General features: G+C 37.8%; 18 protein-coding genes and 1 pseudogene. 7 read left to right on the top strand and 12 right to left on the bottom strand.

What is annotated here, in order from left to right:
• Positions 1–143 (top strand): annotated as a pseudogene (locus tag I6F50_RS18605) (IS4 family transposase); the annotation flags it as partial.
• 45 nt (positions 144–188) lie between these two features.
• Here the strand turns inward: I6F50_RS18605 and I6F50_RS18600 are convergent.
• Positions 189–719 (bottom strand): hypothetical protein, encoded by a 531-nt coding sequence (locus I6F50_RS18600; protein WP_197176989.1) that lies wholly within the window; start codon positions 717–719, stop codon positions 189–191.
• Between the two features lie 52 nt (positions 720–771).
• Here I6F50_RS18600 and I6F50_RS18595 point away from each other — a divergent pair, with 52 nt between their 5' ends.
• Entirely contained in the window at positions 772–1,164 is a 393-nt protein-coding gene (locus tag I6F50_RS18595; RefSeq protein ID WP_165729441.1) for a DUF1294 domain-containing protein, read from the top strand.
• 55 nt (positions 1,165–1,219) lie between these two features.
• Here I6F50_RS18595 and I6F50_RS18590 read toward each other — a convergent pair whose 3' ends face one another.
• From I6F50_RS18590 to I6F50_RS18540, 11 genes are all read right to left on the bottom strand, one after another.
• Positions 1,220–1,564 (bottom strand): PEGA domain-containing protein, encoded by a 345-nt coding sequence (locus I6F50_RS18590; RefSeq protein ID WP_007586203.1) that lies wholly within the window; start codon positions 1,562–1,564, stop codon positions 1,220–1,222.
• 219 nt (positions 1,565–1,783) lie between these two features.
• Positions 1,784–2,116 (bottom strand): immunity protein YezG family protein, encoded by a 333-nt coding sequence (locus tag I6F50_RS18585; RefSeq protein WP_197176987.1) that lies wholly within the window; start codon positions 2,114–2,116, stop codon positions 1,784–1,786.
• Positions 2,117–2,158: 42 nt separating this feature from the next.
• Positions 2,159–2,683, bottom strand: coding sequence for a DUF4303 domain-containing protein (locus I6F50_RS18580; protein ID WP_165723053.1), 525 nt, complete (start codon positions 2,681–2,683; stop codon positions 2,159–2,161).
• Positions 2,684–2,695: 12 nt separating this feature from the next.
• Entirely contained in the window at positions 2,696–4,075 is a 1,380-nt protein-coding gene (locus I6F50_RS20515) for an AHH domain-containing protein (protein ID WP_197176985.1), read from the bottom strand.
• 360 nt (positions 4,076–4,435) lie between these two features.
• Positions 4,436–4,780, bottom strand: a complete 345-nt coding sequence (locus tag I6F50_RS18570) for an immunity protein YezG family protein (protein WP_197176983.1) — start codon at positions 4,778–4,780, stop codon at positions 4,436–4,438.
• 20 nt (positions 4,781–4,800) lie between these two features.
• Complete coding sequence (locus tag I6F50_RS18565) at positions 4,801–5,598, bottom strand: hypothetical protein (protein WP_197176981.1); 798 nt, start codon at positions 5,596–5,598, stop codon at positions 4,801–4,803.
• A 47-nt stretch (positions 5,599–5,645) separates the two neighbouring features.
• Positions 5,646–5,990 (bottom strand): immunity protein YezG family protein, encoded by a 345-nt coding sequence (locus I6F50_RS18560; RefSeq protein WP_165729587.1) that lies wholly within the window; start codon positions 5,988–5,990, stop codon positions 5,646–5,648.
• Positions 5,991–6,057: 67 nt separating this feature from the next.
• Positions 6,058–6,534, bottom strand: coding sequence for an SMI1/KNR4 family protein (locus I6F50_RS18555; protein WP_165729586.1), 477 nt, complete (start codon positions 6,532–6,534; stop codon positions 6,058–6,060).
• Positions 6,535–6,619: 85 nt separating this feature from the next.
• On the bottom strand, positions 6,620–7,141 hold the full coding sequence (locus I6F50_RS18550; RefSeq protein WP_165729585.1) for an SMI1/KNR4 family protein: 522 nt from the start codon (positions 7,139–7,141) through the stop codon (positions 6,620–6,622).
• Positions 7,142–7,445: 304 nt separating this feature from the next.
• On the bottom strand, positions 7,446–7,841 hold the full coding sequence (locus tag I6F50_RS18545) for an immunity 22 family protein (protein WP_165729584.1): 396 nt from the start codon (positions 7,839–7,841) through the stop codon (positions 7,446–7,448).
• Between the two features lie 11 nt (positions 7,842–7,852).
• A complete protein-coding gene (locus I6F50_RS18540; RefSeq protein WP_231613038.1) occupies positions 7,853–11,422 on the bottom strand; it encodes a contractile injection system protein, VgrG/Pvc8 family in 3,570 nt (1,189 codons plus the stop codon).
• A gap of 336 nt (positions 11,423–11,758) precedes the next feature.
• Here I6F50_RS18540 and I6F50_RS18535 point away from each other — a divergent pair, with 336 nt between their 5' ends.
• Genes I6F50_RS18535 through tssM form a run of 5 tightly spaced genes read left to right on the top strand, consistent with a single transcriptional unit; the run spans position 11,759 to position 18,440 of the window.
• Positions 11,759–12,193 (top strand): hypothetical protein, encoded by a 435-nt coding sequence (locus tag I6F50_RS18535; protein WP_165729448.1) that lies wholly within the window; start codon positions 11,759–11,761, stop codon positions 12,191–12,193.
• Positions 12,194–12,214: 21 nt separating this feature from the next.
• Positions 12,215–12,682 (top strand): type VI secretion system lipoprotein TssJ, encoded by a 468-nt coding sequence (gene tssJ / locus I6F50_RS18530; protein WP_165729449.1) that lies wholly within the window; start codon positions 12,215–12,217, stop codon positions 12,680–12,682.
• Entirely contained in the window at positions 12,682–14,022 is a 1,341-nt protein-coding gene (tssK, locus tag I6F50_RS18525) for a type VI secretion system baseplate subunit TssK (RefSeq protein WP_165729450.1), read from the top strand. The genes tssJ and tssK overlap by 1 nt, the downstream gene beginning before the upstream one ends.
• A gap of 15 nt (positions 14,023–14,037) precedes the next feature.
• Positions 14,038–14,760 (top strand): type IVB secretion system protein IcmH/DotU, encoded by a 723-nt coding sequence (gene icmH, locus I6F50_RS18520; protein WP_007584493.1) that lies wholly within the window; start codon positions 14,038–14,040, stop codon positions 14,758–14,760.
• An 8-nt stretch (positions 14,761–14,768) separates the two neighbouring features.
• A complete protein-coding gene (tssM, locus tag I6F50_RS18515; RefSeq protein ID WP_197120036.1) occupies positions 14,769–18,440 on the top strand; it encodes a type VI secretion system membrane subunit TssM in 3,672 nt (1,223 codons plus the stop codon).
• Position 18,441: the final 1 nt, after the last annotated feature.

Raw genomic sequence — 18,441 nt, 5'->3', positions numbered from 1 at the left:
CAATACACTGGCAGCACTTACTCAATACACTGGTCTTATTTAAGCTTCCAGCTAGACGAGAGGATAGAAGATATCCCCGATGGGTTAAGCCAAAACCATCTAAGTATCCCCATAAAAAGAAAAATGCCAGTCAGCTTAACTGACTGGCATTAAGCCTAGGCTGCCTTTTTTGTGTTTATAAATCGCGGCTATTTAAATTTAACCGTTTTTGTACTGTGTGTATAAATACGTTGTTCGGGCTTTGTCCACTCACCCTTTTTAAGGTAAGAGGTCGATACAATAAACTTATCGTCTTTTAAATCACTAGTAGATTTAACCTTAGTCACTCCCTCTTTACTGCCTGTTACTTCCTCATAGGCTACAAACTGAGTAGGGCTTAATACCGTTATTGTGCCTTTAGTGTAAAATCCTGCCGTAGTGAAATAATAAAATACGAGTGACTTCTTTTTGCTATCATAAAAAATCATCGACTCACCGCCATACTCACCCTCGTTAATCGAGTGCATGGTACGAATAGCTTTACCGTTTAAAGCGCGTTCCCAACGGCCAACATCTTGTATTTTTTTAGCGCCTTCTGGTACTTTAAAGTCTGCTTGCCACGTTCCTAAGTAAGGTTTAAACACTTCTAGCTCTTTATCAAGGTTACTGGCAGTTTCATTAGCAAAGCTACTAAATGTGCATAAACATAATGCTAAGAATAGCGATTTAAAATATGTCATAATTTGGCTCTCGTTGTTAGGCTCTTATAAGCCCAGTATAGGTGATAATTAATTGATAAAGAAAATATTAATCACATTCTCATTGCTTTATTTAGCTGCCATTTGGTTAGCTTACCCGCTGCAATACTTACCTGTTTATATACCAATATATGTACCTGGTTATATAAGTGTATTAAGTGCTATAACTTTTTTAATGTACGCGTGGGATAAGCGACAAGCTAAGCGCTCTTCACATACAAAAGTAAACCGCACGCCAGAGCGTACACTGCAGCTACTTACATTATTTGGAGGATGGCCGGGGGCATTACTTGCTCAACAATTACTTCGTCATAAATCGCAAAAGCGACGTTTTATTATTGTGTTGTGGTTATGTATTTTAGTGAATGTTGGTAGTTATTTCGCAGTAGGATATTTGTGGCTTTATGAAGGATTTAATATGCCTTAGGCCAGTTATTAAATTAACCAGGCTAAGGCATATAAACTAAAACGTACTGAGAAGCTTACTGAGCCGATTGGCTTGCTTCCATTGTATCGAGTTCAACAGTTAGTATTGTTTTTTTATCAACTGAAACCCATTTTCTGTAAGTAAGGTATCCTGCTTTGCTTACTTCAATATCGTATTTACCTTCTTTAAGCTCAATACCAGCTTTGTAAACAGGGTTGATATTCATAATACGAACGCGAGCATCAGCAGGGTTAGTAATAACAGTTAATGAAATTGGTGCAGCTACTTCGTTAATCTCTGCAATAGGTTCTAAAACTACTTGCTCAGTTTCTTGGGCTGGAGGAGGTGTAGAACAACCGCTTAATAACAGTAAACCCAAAAGTGCGCTTAATTTTTTCATAGGTACTCCGTAAAATTATTTTAAATAATAAATGTTAAATGTCACGAAATATCATGGAGGAGTATTAATAAGTTGGGGTACCTAACTCGTCTTCCTTGACTTTCGTTTGTTTAAAAAACAAATTGGCGTACAGTTTAATATGTATCCAGCTCAGGTTCAATTATTGTTATTAATTTATGAAGTATTAAATAAATTGAACGCTATGCTTGTACTGCTTATTTAAAGTAATAAAGTATCTTCATCGTTATTATCGCGCTCAAAGTTTAAGTTAAACTGGCCTTGGCGAGTGATAGTAAAAATAGCGCGTTGCCAATCTTCAACTTCATTTTTAATAGCATGGTCAAATAACGTTTTAAATAACTCAGTTATATTTTCAGATACAGCAATTGCATGCTGTGTTTCGTCATCCGTTTTAATAAAGTGGGCTTTGCACTCAAGTACATTGCTATTTTCGCAATCTAAAATAAGCTGAGCTTCAAGCCACGGTTCATCTATTTGTTGATAAAGGTACTGACCTAGGTGTTGCGGGATGTTTTTTATGTCGGGTTGCATGTGCTGTCCTTAGCGTTACTTTTGAGAGAGAAACTGTTTTAGCTATAGAGTATAAATCCAACTTTCAAATTCTTCAGCCTCCTCTATGCTGTTAAGTTCTGAGATCCAACGTACTTCTTCTTTTATATCCTCATTTCCAATTACAGAAAAAACTATTATTGGGTTTTGTGCAAATGAATTAAAAAATCCAGATTGATGAACATTGATTAGTGCCTCAACAATACAGTTAAAGATAATGTTTCTATGTTTTGATTTTTCGGAACTGCTATTGGCTTTACTACTTAGAAAAAATAGTTCCTTAGATATTTCATTAAAATGTTTTGCTCCTACACCTTCAAACTGCCATTCTCCTGGGCTCCACTTATAATAAGTTGCATCACTTGGATCATCACTTATTAATTCATTTAGATAATCTTTAGTATTTGCAGAAGGGGCTACAGATGCTGCTTCAGAGTCACTATATAATGCGAAACTATAAAAATTGGACTGCCCATGATTTGCTTTTAGTTCTAAGCAACAATCTTTAATAGCCGATTCAATTTTTTTTCTAAGTAAAGGCATATCCATGAATTTCTCTCTTTAATAAAGTGTATGTATAGTATCGTTTGCAAAATGCTTTTTGATTTCTTGTAAGGCTTTAATTATTGACTCTTTTGATGGGCTGTTTTGCTCAACTTTAACTAAGTAATCTCTGACAGCTTTTGCTGCTTTTGTACTATGGTTTTTGTTCGGCGCCCATCCTAAGTTTTCAGGCCCTTTGTACCAGTCTATATCATACCTTTCTACAATATCTTTACTTTCGTCAAGATATTCAATCATTTTTTTACCCCGCCCTTTTTTAAATATAGAATGATGGGCATGCGGGTTCTGCATACTTTCAGGTGGTTCTCCTGCGCCATATTTTCTTAGTAGTTTACCCCAGCTTGGTTCTGTTTCACCTTCCACAGGACCAAATTTTCTATTTTTCACTGCGGCCCCTTTTAAATCATTTCCTTTCGGCGCATCTAATTCATTCGCAACGGTCTTATTAGGCTTACCCACAATACCGGTGCTTTTCGGCGGCTCGAATTCATCGAGGGCTTTGTTTACGCGATTGCCAATTTCACTGGCTGCGCCTTTAACGCCTTGGTCTATTTTAGGTGCTATTTCATCAAGTTGTTTAATGGTGGCTTGCATGCCGTCTATGGCAAGCTGTGGCAATAGCACATCATACTGCCAACTTGTTGATATTTCGTGAAGTGTATCGCGCAGGCCTTTTATAAAGGCTTTTACTTCGCTGGCTGCTTGTTTACCTAGGTCTTGCCAGTTGATTTTGCGTAAATACTGAACAGGGTCGCCTTTGCCTAGCTTGCGTAACACTGCAATTGCGGCTTCTATTGTGTCGCCGCTGTTTTTAATCACCACTTTACCAACGCCTTTTACCGCGGAGCCGAGCACAGGCACTAAACCTATCGCGGTGAGCGTAAAGGCAATCCAGCCATCACTGTCGTTGGCTTTATCGTCATCAGTAAGTAGCATTACATTGGCTAAAATATCCCGCACGTCCATGACTTGGTCAATAACCGGTATCATTGAAATAATACTGCCTACCACAATCTGCGCCGTTGTAGGGTCTTTATTAAAGTCGCCTTGCAGTGCTCCCCATAACCAATCACCTGCTTGGCTGGCTATGTTGCTCGCTTCATCAAGTGTTGCTGTTTGCCCAGCTCTGCTCATTTGTATTGCAGAGGCGGGGGTTATTCTTTTATAAAGTGGATTTGGTGTGGTGTTATCTAGAGGTTCATACTCACGCGTATCCTCCCCGTATTGAATAGTAAACTGACCATTTGGTACGTCAGTTAATTGTGCTATACCGTCTTCATCTAGCTGGCCTGTGCTTTGTGTTCCATCATCAAATTTAATTGTATAAGGTGCGTTTTTTACAGGGCTACCATCTTGATAAACATAAAGTAAATCCACTACGCTTGACGTTGTTGCAGCAATACCTGAGTCATTAATGGTTATATCACTAATACGGCTAATACTGGCAGGGCTTGCGGTGCTTGGGCTACTGGCTGTTTGTGGGCTAGTTATGTCGTAATCAACCGGGCCATCAAAGGTTATAAATGTGCCATCGAGTGTGAGTACGTTAGTGGCGGTAATATCAACATTACCTTGGCTGTCGAGTTTTATCTCGCCGCCTGCAATGCTTATATTATTATGAGAAGTAAATGAGGGCGTTAACCGTCAAAAGCAACCATTACTTGAAAGGTTAGGCGCTAATTTTTAGCGCCTAACCTCACAACATCCGTGTTGTTAAAGAGCGGGTTACATTAATACTTAATATGTTTTAACAGCGGATATTAATTCTTCGTCATTATTATCGCGTTCAAAGTTTAAGTTAAATTGGCCTTTACGCGTAATTGTAAAAATAGCGCGTTGCCAATCTTCCACTTCATTTTTAATGGCGTGGTCAAATAACGTTTTAAACAACGCAGTTATATTTTCATATACTTCAATTGCATGCTGTGTATCGTCATCTGGTTTAATAAAGTGGGCTTTGCATTCAAGTACATTGTTATTCTCGCAATCTAAAATGAGGAGTGCTTCAAGCCACGGCTCATCTATTTGTTGATAAAGGTACTGACCAAGTTGTTGCGGGATGTTTTTAATGTCGGGTTGCATTGGCTTTCCTTATCGTTTAGTTATTGAACAACGACTCGCTCAGCGACATTTTTAAAATAACGAGATGATAAAGACGGTGTGGCTTTTCTATCTTTTAGGTATTCCTCAGAAAAAAGTTTAACACGCAAAGTTAGTACTTTTATTTCATTTTTATTCTGTGGGTTTACATCTACTCTAATGCCAATTTCGCCCTCATTAAAGTAGGGGGGAGCCTCTTTATCGCAAGCAAAACGTGAACCAAAAATAGTGGGCATATACGCCTCACCAAAGTAATGGGAATTTTTTGGATTAAATGCGTACAGTTGATTATTTACTTTACTCATATCCCAGTTACCTTTAATTGCAGCCCCATTAACCCAAAGCGTTTGAGTAAATGGCGTTTTAGAGCGAGATTCGTTAGCCTCCCTTTTTGTTTTTCTCATGTCTTCTGAGTAGGTATTTTTAATATTTGTTTCACTAAAGGCAATAGTTTCATTAAATTCGAACTGAAGTTCATCAGCTCTGTGTTTGCCAGTGCTAGAAAAAAGGCCGAGACCTAAGTCATCCCAAAAGTACACATCGTTTGCCAAGTGAGTGACTCTGTCGTATGGGCCAAGTATTTTAACCCATTCATCAATGCTGGTATTAAAAATCAGTGATTGGTCTTTATAAGTTAAATTGCAGCCGTTAACTTGAAAGTCACTTGCTTCAGGGGAGGCCGCCTGTATTTTTTCAGCGGGCGCTAATAATGCAGTAACGGTGCTCACTGTCACTTTATCGCACCCAGCTAGCGTTAAAGCGAGGGATATAAATATAAGTTGCTTAGTTAAAGTAGTCATAAATATCTCTAAAAAGGGTGGTGAAGTTTGATTGTGATTGATCTTATTTATTTATGTATTTCAACAGCAGCGATTGCTTCTTCATCATTATCGCGCTCAAAGTTTAGGTTAAATTGGCCTTGACGAGTGATAGTAAAAATAGCGCGTTGCCAATTTTCAGTCTCATTTTTAATGGCGTGGTCAAATAACGTTTTGAATAACTCAGTTATATTTTTAGATACAGCAATTGCATGCTGTGTTTCGTTATCTGATTTAATAAAGTGGGACTTGCACTCGATCGCATTATTATTATCGCAATCTAAAATAAGCTGAGCTTCATGCCATGGCTCATCTATTTGCTGATAAAGGTACTGACCTAGGTGTTGCGGGATGTTTTTAATATCGGGTTGCATTGGCTTTCCTTAGCATCATAAATGAGTTTTAAATTGAATGATCAAGCATAAAGTTTGTAAATATGTGTTAGCCGAAAGGCATCGCATCAAGAAACTCTTGGAAATTATCAAAAGCCTTGTAAAAAACAGGCGATAACTCTTCAGACTCATTATGATCCCATATTACTACTTTAGGATTTATTGCATCTTCTTTGAAATCTAGGCATAAAAAATCACCACCAAAAAGGTAAGCAAAAGGTAAGGTCTCGGCTCCAACCAAGTCTTCGTTATCTGTAAGTCTTTCCTCAATTTGAGCCATTACGACTTTAACTTCGTATTGCTTAAACTCATTACCGAGCTTTTCATCTTCTGAAACTATTAAAAACCTTTCCAATACGCGCTCTTCAGAGTTAATTTTTATAGTAATTTTATCTGGGCATCCACCATTAAATTCTAAAATAAACTCCCTGTAGCTAATCGGTAAGTTAATATTAAAAAACATTTCTAATGAATCTAACTCATCATGTGTAATTGAAACTCTTTTTTTTAAATTTAATTTTTTCATAGTTTTAGGGTGTTTATAATGTCGAGTTGCATAGGCTGTCCTTAGCTGTAGGTGCATGTATTATTAAATGGAGCATTTTTAAAAACTAAAAGTCTAAAAATGAGTTAGCAGAATCAATCTCTTTTTGCGCCATATTTGCATTGTCAGGCTCTAGATTAGAGAGGAAGTTATCAAAATTAGCAAATACTTCAAAAAATTCATTATTGTTTTCGCTGCTTTCGTGATCCCAACAATAAACTTTCATATTTTCTTTATGGATGCATAATTGGTCACCACCGCTACTTTCACCAAATATAAAAAAACCTTCATCATTCAATTGTTTATACATGCGATTCTTTTTTACAAGGTTATTATCACTATTTTCTAGACCATAAACTATTTCAAATGGCAGGTACCCGTCATTATTTGTATAAGGAGTTTTCTGAAAGGGGATGATCTTTGCCCCATTGTTAAAAATAATGGAAGAGTCAAATCTTGATAGTAATTTTTTTAATTCTTTTGGCAAAGCAACTTTAAACTCATGCTCGACATCCTTTATTGTTGTGACCTTTTCACTACTTATATAAAGCGCTGAAGCATCTAGGGCGGTGATTAATTTATCAATCATTTTAAATTCCTTTCCTTAAATCAGAAGCAGCTCCAATGTGTAGTTACCATGTAGTTTTGTAGGCACAAGCTGGATTAATGTACCACTCGAATGATGTGGAGTTAAACCAAGTTTTTAACAGGTTTTTTACCGCATTCTTACTTTTAAGACCTTTCTGTTTAGCTATATACACATAAACGGCATCAAAGTCAGCTGAAGTACCATCTAATTGATTTGGTTTAAAATTGATGGAACCTTTAGACCAAGGTGAAAAGTCAGGTCTATAATTTAAAAACTGAATAGTTACTATCTAATAGGTGTTTGATTAATCTTCTTTGTATGGAAAGGCTCCGATAAATAAGGGGTCTGGTGAAATAGTTCGATTGACTTTTTCTGGGTTATAATTAAAGTCGTATTGTAGGGTGACCCATTTAGCAGAATTAATATTCTTTCTTTTAGCAGCTTCAACAACCAAATCAATAAAGGAGTTTGAATATGACATATTGTGTATTAAAGATGTTATATCGGTATCTTGAAAATCAAAGCACTCACCTTCTTGACTTGATATATCATAATAACCTACACCGCAAAGCTCCTGTAAAACGTCAGTCTCTTCGTCATTAGTCAAAGGTTCAATCCCTAACCAGACAGAAACAATACCTTCCTCTTCGAAACCTTGTTCATAATAATCAACTTCATTCGAGTAATCTACTTTAGACACTTGATATTCCTTTATTGATGAAAACCTTCTGGTAAGCCATTGTAACCGCCTTCGATCCATTTTTCAGCCCACGAGAACATATTTTTTTTATAATCATCTAAACTATTAGAGTTTTGAATTATCTTTTGAAGCTCATTGTGTACGCGTTTAGAGTTTGGGGATTTTGAACCTTTTAAGCCAGTTGAATGCTTCCACCCCTTGGCTAACCCACCTTCGTTCAAGGCTGAGATTGATATTGCAAAATCATTCTGTACTTGCTTGGCATTAACTCCCCACTTACTCCACTGAGGCGCTTCTACAACCATTAAAAACTCGTGATTACCGCGAGCTCCTCTAAGGCCATCAGAAATTTTACTTTTTAGGGCTTGTTTTTTATACATTTCGGCTAACTCTTCTGGTGTTCTGGAGTCAAACCACTTATTGAAGCTTCCTGAATCGAATGTCGGGATATCACTAACTTTCAAATTTGAAAGATTGAATTCTTTTTTACTCTCAACCCCTTTTAAATCATTTCCTTTAGGCGCATCTAATTCATTCGCAACGCTCTTTTTAGGTTTACCCACAATACCGGTGCTTTTCGGTGGTTCGAATTCATCAAGGGCTTTGTTTACGCGACTGCCAATTTCACTGGCTGCGCCTTTAACGCCTTGGTCTATTTTAGGTGCTATTTCATCAAGCTGTTTAATGGTTGCTTGCATACCGTCTATGGCAAGCTGTGGCAGCAGTAGGTCGTATTGCCAACTTGTTGATATTTCGTGAAGCGTATCGCGCAGGCCTTTTATAAAGGCTTTTACTTCGCTGGCTGCTTGTTTACCTAGGTCTTGCCAGTTGATTTTGCGTAAATACTGAACAGGGTCGCCTTTGCCTAGCTTGCGTAACACTGCAATTGCGGCTTCTATTGTGTCGCCGCTGTTTTTAATCACCACTTTACCAACGCCTTTTACCGCGGAGCCGAGCACCGGTACTAAACCTATTGCGGTGAGCGTAAAGGCAATCCAACCATCACTGTCGTTGGCTTTATCGTCATCAGTCAGTAGCATTACATTGGCTAAAATATCCCGCACGTCCATGACTTGGTCAATAACCGGTATCATTGAAATAATACTGCCCACTACAATCTGTGCCGTGGTGGGATCTTTATTAAAGTCGCCTTGCAGTGCTCCCCATAACCAATCACCTGCTTGGCTGGCTATGTTGCTTGCTTCATCAAGTGTTGCTGTTTGCCCAGCTCTGCTCATTTGTATGGCAGAGGCGGGGGTTATTCTTTTATAAAGCGGATTTGGTGTGGTGTTATCTTGTGGTTCATACTCACGTGTATCTTCCCCGTATTGAATAGTAAATTGACCATTTGGTACATCGGTTAATTGCGCTATACCGTCTTCATCTAGCTGGCCTGTGCTTTGTGTCCCATCATCAAATTTAATTGTATAAGGTGCGTTTTTTACAGGGCTGCCATCTTGATAAACATAAAGTAAATCTACTACGCTTGACGTTGTTGCAGCAATACCGGAGTCATTAATGGTTATATCACTAATGCGGCTAATATTGGCAGGGCTTGCATTGCTTGGTGCCCGCGCTGTTTGTGGGCTGGTTATGTCGTAATCAACCGGGCCATCAAAGGTTATAAATGTGCCATCGAGTGTGAGTACGTTAGTGGCGGTAATATCAACATTGCCTTGGCTGTCGAGTTTTATCTCGCCGCCCGCGTTGTGAATAATTAAATCGCCATTACCAGAACCCGTTATGCTTATATTATTGTTTGTTTGTAAAAACGTAGAGCCAGTAGGTACATTAAGCTTTAAGTCGCTGTTATTGGTTTTAAGGAGTATGTCGCTCTGTGCATGCACTTTTACTGCACGTCCGGTGAGGAGTGATATTTCATTCTCGCTCGTAAGGGTTGCATTTTTACCACTGAACGCCTGGCTGCCACCACTTTGATAATTTACATGGTTGTTAGTTGTGGTTTGCGATACGGTATTTTTAACATCAATAAATTGATTGTTTTTAATAACAAACTGAACATTGTTTTGTTCGGTTTCAAGGCACAGGTCGCGCCCTGCGTGTAAATTTATAGTACCGAGTTGACTTATCCATTGAATAAATTGGCGGCCTGATTTTATAGCATTTAATTCAATATAGTGCTCACTGGCGAGTGTTTGTAAGATGACTTTGGGTACATCTTTATCGTCATCAAACATGAGTTCATTTTGCGCTGCGCTTAATAAGCGATTATGCGTTGGGTTAGCGGCTGTAACTACGCTTGGCTGGTCGGCGTTTAGTGCAAAACCCATTATAAATGTATTATTTGGGTCGTTATTAATACACCCAATAAGTACCTCAGAACCACCAACGAGTGGAAAGTGCCAGCCAGTGGCTTGAGGTTGATTTTCACAAGCATATAGCGCTAGTTTTTTTAGTGCAGGGCTTGATTGAATTACTGGGCGAGCTGTTTTATCAAACTCGGTACGAATACGGTATTGGCCGTGTTCATCTACAAATGCATTACTTGTGAGAGATTCTACGGTTGCTGGAAATACCATAGGCTTAGGTGTATGAGGCTCCGGCATTGCTTTGTAAGGTGTGCCTCGCTCTATAAATTGCGCTACGCAGTGATAGTGCGTTTCACCTTCATGGCTGCTTTCGTCATTTGCTTGATTAAGGGTGTGCTCTATTGCAATGCATAGCAAATCACCACTAGCAAACCCCATATTATCGTCAAGCGAAATTGAGCAGCCTGCAAATACATCAGATACATTACCCGTAAGCGTAACCAGTTTATTGTGTGTGGCTAATGCATTGCTAAAGCTTTGTGTTTGCGCTGATGCTTCGGCGTCTGAGTTTGCAGCAGGCTCGAAAAAAGATTGACTGTTACTGGCTACTTTTTGAAATTGTCCATGGGCATTACTTTGCGCTGCATTATTATATAAGGTTTGTGTTACTTCACTGTGCATAAAGCCGACAAAGTTACCCCAGTACTGGGCGTTCATCCCCGCGTTTGCTTTAACTTCTAATACACCCGTACTTAAGTAGGGGCTATTGAGGTTGCTGTCACTTATAACAAGTGTTTCGGTGTTTGATTCACTTTCAATCCAGTAAAAAAGACCATGCTGAGACATCAAGCGATTAAAAAAGGCCCAGTCACTTTCCATTGCTTGCACACATTGCTTTAAATGCGGTAAGGCGGAGCTTGTCCTAAAAACGATTTGTCCTGATGAATAACCTGCTTTTTGTGCTAAGTAATTTAATACATCTTGTACGTTTACGGTAATAAAGACTTTACTGTTTGAGGTGTCTTTTAAGGTGGATAATCGATCTTGAATGTTTATTTTAAAGCGATGTAGATTGTTGAATACACCCATATTGGTAACAGATGTAATCAAGCCGCATTGCTCTCGATATTTTTTGTTTTTATTAACAAAAATAACACTGGCATTAGCAAGTAGGATATCTGTATTAATTTTTACTGAAGATTCAACGGTGAGTAAATAACTAAAGCCTTTATTAATTTTTTCGTAGCCATGTAGGTAAGTAACATTAAAGTCTTTGTCATTAACCTTCAAAAAAAAATTAGATTTAGTCAAAACGTTGCAATCCCTGCTCGGTAAAATTAGTGGCGTAAACATACCTTTTTGTGTGTTAATGATCAACTGGATAATTGTAACTCTAAAAATAAATTGAATTATCTTTTTGATTGTTTCATAAATGGGGATTGTTTTGTTTTATTGCGTATTATTCATTTATAACTGTTTTTTAGAATGTTTATTCTAATTCGTAAATCGCATTAATATTCTAATATTTTAAACCTTATATAGGTTGACAATAGCGGTTAGGTGTTTGTATTATGCGCCAAATAAATGGATTTATTACTAGCCTTAGACTAAGAGTTTTTTAGTTTAACTGATGACAAGGAGCATGTTGTGAATAAAAAAGAGTTTATAAATCAAATAAATAGCTTGTACTCCTTAGCTTGGTCACTTACTGCCAGCGTTTCTTCGCTGCTAGATCAGGTAGGTATTCCTGCCCATCGCGTTTTTTCTGAAAATTCTATAGAACACTTTTTCTTTTTTTTAAATAATCCTCCTAAAAGCAATGAAAAAGTTACTTTAATTAACGGTGATGTTTCTGTTTATATAAAAGAGCTTTCGCTAATAAATACTAAGTTAATTATGTCTATAGATGATGTTGTTACGCAGTCTTTGCTAGTTGATTCTCAAGAAAAAAGCAGAAAGAAGACCTTGTTCGGATTTTTTAAAACTAATAAATGGTCTGATTGTGCGAATGTAAGATTCAATAAAGTTATTTGCCCAGTTTATGAAGCTACTCTTTGCAAAACTAATTTTAATTTTAAATAAAAATATTTATTGAGGTAAAAAATGCGCTTTATTTTAAATGCGATTATAGGTTTATCACTTTCTATAATGTTAACTGGTTGTATGAGTACTAACGTAAGTTTAGATGTTAAGGCAACAGATAACTTAAATTTAAACCAATTTGATGAAGCGTTACCAGTCGTTTTAAAGGTATATCAATTGTCGGATATACAAACCTTTAAAACAGCTACGTTTGAAGAATTATGGAAGTCAGATAAGTCAGTTTTAGCTAATAGTTTAATTACATTAGAAGAGCGAACAATTCACCCTTCTGAACAATCTAAAATTAAGTTTGAACAGGCTGAAAATGCAAGATTTGTTGCTATTGTGGCTTTATTTAGAGACCGCAGTGGAGACAACTGGAAAGCGTATTACCCGCTTGCAGATGGCCCTGTTAAGTTATCTACATCATTAGATGTTTTGGTTACCAATAACGAAGTTCAGTTACCTGGCGTGGATAAGGCTGAGTAATGAATTTAAAAGCTCCCGCAAAGCCCGTTTGGGCTGAAGGTGTTTTGCTTGCCCAGCAACATTTTCAACTATTTGACGATTATCACGATCAAAATCAGGTTGTACGTCAAGCGCTAATATCACCGTTGGCATTTGGTTTACAGCATTTTGCTATTGATGAATCAGCACTTGCTCGCGGCATATTAAAAGTGACCAGTTTTAAGCTACTTTTAGAAAATGGCCGTTTGCTTGATTTCGATCGTCAACATCAAGATGATTTAAAACTAGAGCTTGATAATAACCACCAAGAGAGTGTTATTTATATTGCTATTGCTGCAAATAAAACAGTTAGCAATATTGAAGGTTATGCGGCGAGTGGGCAATTGAGCGCATATGAAGCGGATTATATTGATTTAGAAGATAATCATGATGCGTCGCGTAGTCGTGAGGTATTAGTTGCAAAACCTAAATTTATATTACTGTCTGACTCAGATGTAAAAACTTATTTTGACACCATTGCCTGTTTGAAAATAAGTCGCTCGGAAGATGGATCATTTGTTTTAAATAAACAGTTTGTGCCTCCTTTATTAAATATTAGTGCGTCTGCTTATTTGACTGAATTATTAAACAGAACTGCTAATTTAGTTAATGCAAAAGTTAACGTGCTGCTTAGTAGACGTAAAAATTATGGCTCAGTTACTGACTTTGGGCCAAATGAAATGAATACATTTTTGTTACTTAATGCAATGGCTCCATCAGCCAAGCGTTTAGATCATCTTAAAAACTTGTCATTGGTTCATCCGGAACGTTTGTATTGTGAGCTTGTTGATTTAATTAGTTCAGTTTCAATGTTTGAGCACAGCGATTTAGTTAACCAAGTACCACCATACCAGCATAAAAATTTAAGTAATGTATTCGGTCAGCTTGATGGCCTATTAACTCGTTTACTTGAAGGGGTTGTTCCTAAGAAAATGGTGGGCTTGAAACTTGAAAAAACCTCTAACGCTATTTATCAAGTTGCCACTATTGATTCTGCCACTTTTACAAATAACGACTTTTATTTAGCTGTGTATTTTGAATCTGAAGACACAAAATGGATTGAAACATTTAGTGACCAAGTAAAAGTTGGAGCAAGCGAAAAGCTCGATATCATGATTTCATCTGCTTTAGCGGGTGTACAACTAACGCATTGTCAGCGACCTCCGAATAAGCTGGCCATAAAAAGTGGGTATGAATACTTCAGGCTTGAGTCGCATGGTTTCATTTGGCAGCAAATTATTGAAGAGCAATCATTAAGCCTATTTGTACCATTTGGATTGCAAAGTGCACAAATTGAAATTGTTACCGTAGCACGTAATTAACGTTGAGTTGAAATTATGCAAGAAGCACAAAAAGAACAAGATTTAGTCGCGTGTATTTCGCCTGTAATTAATGCGCTAACACCATTAAAACTAAAGCAATCTACTAACTTAGAGCTTGAAGAGTTTAGAGAAAATTTACTAACTAGTTTTGATGACTATGAGCGTAATTGTTACTCGCAACAGGTAACAACAAGTTTAATGCAAGAAGTTAAGTTTGCTCTTACGGCTATGTGTGATGAATTTGTTATGAGTTCAGGTGCTCATTTTAGAATGGATTGGATGTCTCGACCGCTACAGCTTGAATTTTTTGGTAACAACCGAGCTGGTGAAGAATTTTTTGAACGTTTAGGTAAGTTGCGTACCGGCGGAGAGCAAAAGCTAGCTGCATTAGAGGTTTATTATATTTGTCTGCAGCTTGGCTTTGAAGGCATTTACAAAGTTAAAGGCATTGAGCAATTAAAAGCGTTAATTGTTGATGTTAGAGCTCAAATTGAAGATATAAAAGGAACACCGAGTTCTCAATTATCTGATAACGGTATACCTGCAGAAGGGTTTGCTATGAAGGTGGGGCGTAATATTCCTTATTGGGTGATTTTGGCTATTTGCTTGGGTTCTATTGCCTCATTATTTGCTGGATTTCATTATGTAATTAATAAGCAAGCAACGCAGAGTACTCAGGTAATAGACAACCAAATTGAAGTGCTGACTCAGCTCAATAAAACCAACGAAACACGATAGGTAACACAATGCAGGGAAGAGTTAATAAAAGCGGTTTAGTTCATTTTTTATTGGGCTTGGTATCATCGCGTGCAACGGGTCAACTTATTGGCTTTATAGCCGTTTTGAGTATTGTGTGGTTTGCCGGTCGCATGGTGGGTTTAGATACTACCGATAAAAAATTAATTGCGATGGGTGCTGTAACCGCTGTTTTTGTTTTATTTATTTTTATTCGTTGGTTATGGACTAAGCGCTCAGGCGATAAGTTAGCTTCTGAATTAGCAAGTCATAATGCCGGTTCGAGTGCTGAATTAAGCGAAATTAAAGAAAAAATGCAAGAAGCATTGGGGTCTTTAAAAGCATCTCATTTAGGTGCGGGTTATCGTGGTAATACCGCTTTATACGCTTTGCCTTGGTATATGATTATTGGCCCTTCGGCTACAGGGAAAAGTACTTTATTTGCAAATTCGGGCTTACATTTTCCTTACTCTAATTCGAGTGAATTGCATATCCAAGGTTTTGGTGGAACGCGCAATTGTGACTGGTGGTTTTCAGATCAAGCTATTTTAATTGACACAGCAGGGCGTTACACAACTGAGCAGTCAGAAAACAAAGAGTGGTTGTCATTTTTAGCGCTCCTTAAAAAATACAGGCCAAAGCTGCCTATAAATGGCGTAATGGTGGCTATTAGCGTTGCAGATGTATTAACTTCCGACAGTGAAGAAATTCGTCAACATGTAAAATTAGTACGTGAGCGTATAGAGGAGCTAATTACTCAACTTGGCGTTATCTTTCCTGTATATATTACTTTTACTAAAACTGACTTAATAAGTGGTTTTGAACCTTTTTTTAGCGACTTATCTGAAAAAGAGCGTGAGCAAGTATTTGGTGCTTACTTACTCGATATTAGTGAAGATCAAAAAAATGATCCTGCGGAAATGTTTGAAGTTCGTATGCAGGAGCTATATGAGCGACTGTGCGAGCAACGATTAAGTAAAGTTGCACGCGAGCGCAATGAGCATCGTAAGCAACTAATACTAGATTTTCCTAACCAATTTCAATCGGCTTCAACTAAGTTAACTGAGTTTGTTAACTTGCTGTTTAAGTCTAATCCGTATCAAGAAGTTCCTTGGTTTGCTGGTGTTTATTTTACATCGGGTACGCAAGAAGGAACGCCTATTGAACGCATTACTAATGGTGTACGAGATCAATTTGGTGCGGTTGTAGTTGACCAAAAACAAGAAAGCATTACTCAAAGTTATTTTATTAACCGCGTATTTAATGATGTTATTTTTAAGCTGCAGGATTTAACGCGAGGAAACAGAAAAAAACGGTTAGTAGGACGCTGGTTAAAAGGTTTAACCGTTACTTCGGGCTTGGCATCTATTGCCGCAATTACAGCACTTCTTATTACGTCATACACGAGTAATCAACTATTACTTAATCAAGGTGAGTCACGTGTAAAAGCTGTTGTTGAAGCTAATGTAAGTAAGGCTAAAGATGAGCAAAAGCTCGCGGCTACGCTAGCTTTATTTGAGCACTATGGTCAGCTTAAAACTTACGAAGATTCACTTCCGTGGTATTTTATATTTGGTATTTATGAAGGTGATGAAACCTTAAATAGTGTTGCAAATGTACTATTTAATCAAATGAATCAACTTATTACTTACCCAGGTGAAGAGCATCTACTTGCACAAATAAAGCAGTACGAAACTCAGTGGTTTGACAATGAAGATGAAGCAAAAGCAACTATTCGTCAGCAGTATTATGATGCACTAAAAATGCATTTAATGATGAGTACGAACCCTGAGCATATTTCAACGGAGTTTGCTAAAGAGCAATTGCTTAATTTTATTGCTGAGCATTTTCATATAGACATAAATGCACAAGAGCAAGCGCCAATTTATACACAACTGAGTAGCTTAGTTGATATGTACCTACAAAATATGGGTAGCGATATAGAGCAACCAGGTAAAATTGCATTTTGGCAAACTAACGAAACATCAATAGCACTCGCGCGCGATAACTTAAATACCCAGCCAGAGGCTTTCCCGTTATATCAACAAGTAATTACAAGTTTTGCTGAACGTAAAAAGCCATTGTTATTAAACGATTTTATGATTTCTAAAAATCGTGATGTATTTAAAAGTAAGTATAAAATCCCGTATGTTTATACAAACTTAGGTTGGCAGGAATATGTATTCCCAGAGATTAAACGTATTTCACGTTTGGTATTCTCAGGTGACTGGGTTATGGGTTCAAGCGATGAAAATGGTCAAAATGTTGTTGACGAAGCACAAGCTGAAACCTTGGCAAAGGCTATGCGTGCATATTACTTTAAAGACTACGGCAATACCTGGTTCGCTTTTATAGATAGCATAAAAGTACCTGCATTTAGAGATCTAAACGATGCAAGTATTGATTTTGCACGCCTTTCATCGATGGACGGCCCTTTTAACGATTTAATGAAACTAATTAACGACAATATTACGCTTGCTGACGCGCCTTTGAAAAGCCAGGCTTCAATAGGTAAGACGGCTGCTGATGTTGCAAATAAATTAGCTTTAAATACACCCACAATTACTCAAATGAGTACGGTTAGAGCGCCAGAGCTTGAAAGCCGATTTGCTGATTTAAGACGTTTTGCGCAGCCTAATGAAGATAAAAACTCTTCTGATTACTTAAGGCAGTACATTAGTTCATTAAGTAGCATTCATTCAGACATTAAAGCTATGGCAGCGAGTAATGAAGATGATGCTCAAGCAATGATATTTGCGCAGGACTTGCTTTCAGGTAACAGCCAAAGTAATGCATTGCAGTCTTCGTGGATTATTATTGAGAGCCAAACCCGAGCATTAGACCCTCAAACTAAAGAAACGCTAGATAAGCTATTTAAAGCCCCGCTTCACGGTGGTATAGCGACTGTCATGGCAAAAGCACGTACTCAGCTTAATCAAGAATGGGAAAACCAAGTTTATACTATGTACAACAGTAGTTTAGCTGGTAAATACCCGTTTAACTTAACAGGCCCTGATGCTGCTATAGCAGATGTGTCTGAGTTTTTGAATTCTGAATCTGGGATTTTATGGAGCTTTATTAATACCCAACTCAAACCATTTATGAAAGTACGCCGCGGTGTGTGGGAAGAAAAACAATGGAATGGTGTAGGTATTGGTTTTAGCGCGCAATTACTTGATGGTTTAACTAAAGCAAATAAAGTAACTCGTTCGTTGTTCTCTAGCGGTGCTGATAGTGCTGGTTTTACTTTTCAAATGATGCCGGTTCCACACCGAGGTATTCGTGAAACGTACCTAGGCTTTAGTGAGCAAGGTTATCGTTATCGTAATGAGCCTGAAGAATGGCGTAATTTTTCGTGGCCTGGTCGAGGGGCTGCAGAAAAAGCGGTTCTGTATGGTTTAGATAATAAAGGGCGTCGTATTTCTATCGAGCAAGACGGGCCTTGGGCACTACTAAAAGTACTTAACTCAGCCAACGTTAAATGGATTAAAGGCACGGAGTTTTTAGCAACCTGGGAATTAAAAGATAAATCTGAAAAGCCGTTAACGGTGCAGTTTTCTCTTAAATCAGGTCGCAACAGCGGTATATTTTCAAAATACATGCTTACGTCGTTTGCATTACCAAGCTCTTTGTTTTCGCAAAGCCCTAGTTTGGCTCAATCGCAATCGCGAACGATGCAATAGG

This window comes from Pseudoalteromonas sp. NZS127_1, from assembly GCF_015864295.1.
In the GTDB taxonomy this organism is placed as follows: Bacteria; Pseudomonadota; Gammaproteobacteria; order Enterobacterales; family Alteromonadaceae; genus Pseudoalteromonas; species Pseudoalteromonas arctica.
This window is presented reverse-complemented; position numbering and strand designations above follow the sequence as displayed.

Bases quoted from the DNA above. Each gene is read 5' to 3' on its own strand.
- I6F50_RS18600 (WP_197176989.1), bottom strand. From the start codon at position 719: ATGACATATTTTAAATCGCTATTCTTAGCATTATGTTTATGCACATTT.
- I6F50_RS18590 (WP_007586203.1), bottom strand. From the start codon at position 1,564: ATGAAAAAATTAAGCGCACTTTTGGGTTTACTGTTATTAAGCGGTTGT.
- I6F50_RS18585 (WP_197176987.1), bottom strand. From the start codon at position 2,116: ATGCAACCCGACATAAAAAACATCCCGCAACACCTAGGTCAGTACCTT.
- I6F50_RS18580 (WP_165723053.1), bottom strand. From the start codon at position 2,683: ATGGATATGCCTTTACTTAGAAAAAAAATTGAATCGGCTATTAAAGAT.
- I6F50_RS18570 (WP_197176983.1), bottom strand. From the start codon at position 4,780: ATGCAACCCGACATTAAAAACATCCCGCAACAACTTGGTCAGTACCTT.
- I6F50_RS18565 (WP_197176981.1), bottom strand. From the start codon at position 5,598: ATGACTACTTTAACTAAGCAACTTATATTTATATCCCTCGCTTTAACG.
- I6F50_RS18560 (WP_165729587.1), bottom strand. From the start codon at position 5,990: ATGCAACCCGATATTAAAAACATCCCGCAACACCTAGGTCAGTACCTT.
- I6F50_RS18555 (WP_165729586.1), bottom strand. From the start codon at position 6,534: ATGAAAAAATTAAATTTAAAAAAAAGAGTTTCAATTACACATGATGAG.
- I6F50_RS18550 (WP_165729585.1), bottom strand. From the start codon at position 7,141: ATGATTGATAAATTAATCACCGCCCTAGATGCTTCAGCGCTTTATATA.
- tssJ (WP_165729449.1), top strand. From the start codon at position 12,215: ATGCGCTTTATTTTAAATGCGATTATAGGTTTATCACTTTCTATAATG.
- tssK (WP_165729450.1), top strand. From the start codon at position 12,682: ATGAATTTAAAAGCTCCCGCAAAGCCCGTTTGGGCTGAAGGTGTTTTG.
- icmH (WP_007584493.1), top strand. From the start codon at position 14,038: ATGCAAGAAGCACAAAAAGAACAAGATTTAGTCGCGTGTATTTCGCCT.
- tssM (WP_197120036.1), top strand. From the start codon at position 14,769: ATGCAGGGAAGAGTTAATAAAAGCGGTTTAGTTCATTTTTTATTGGGC.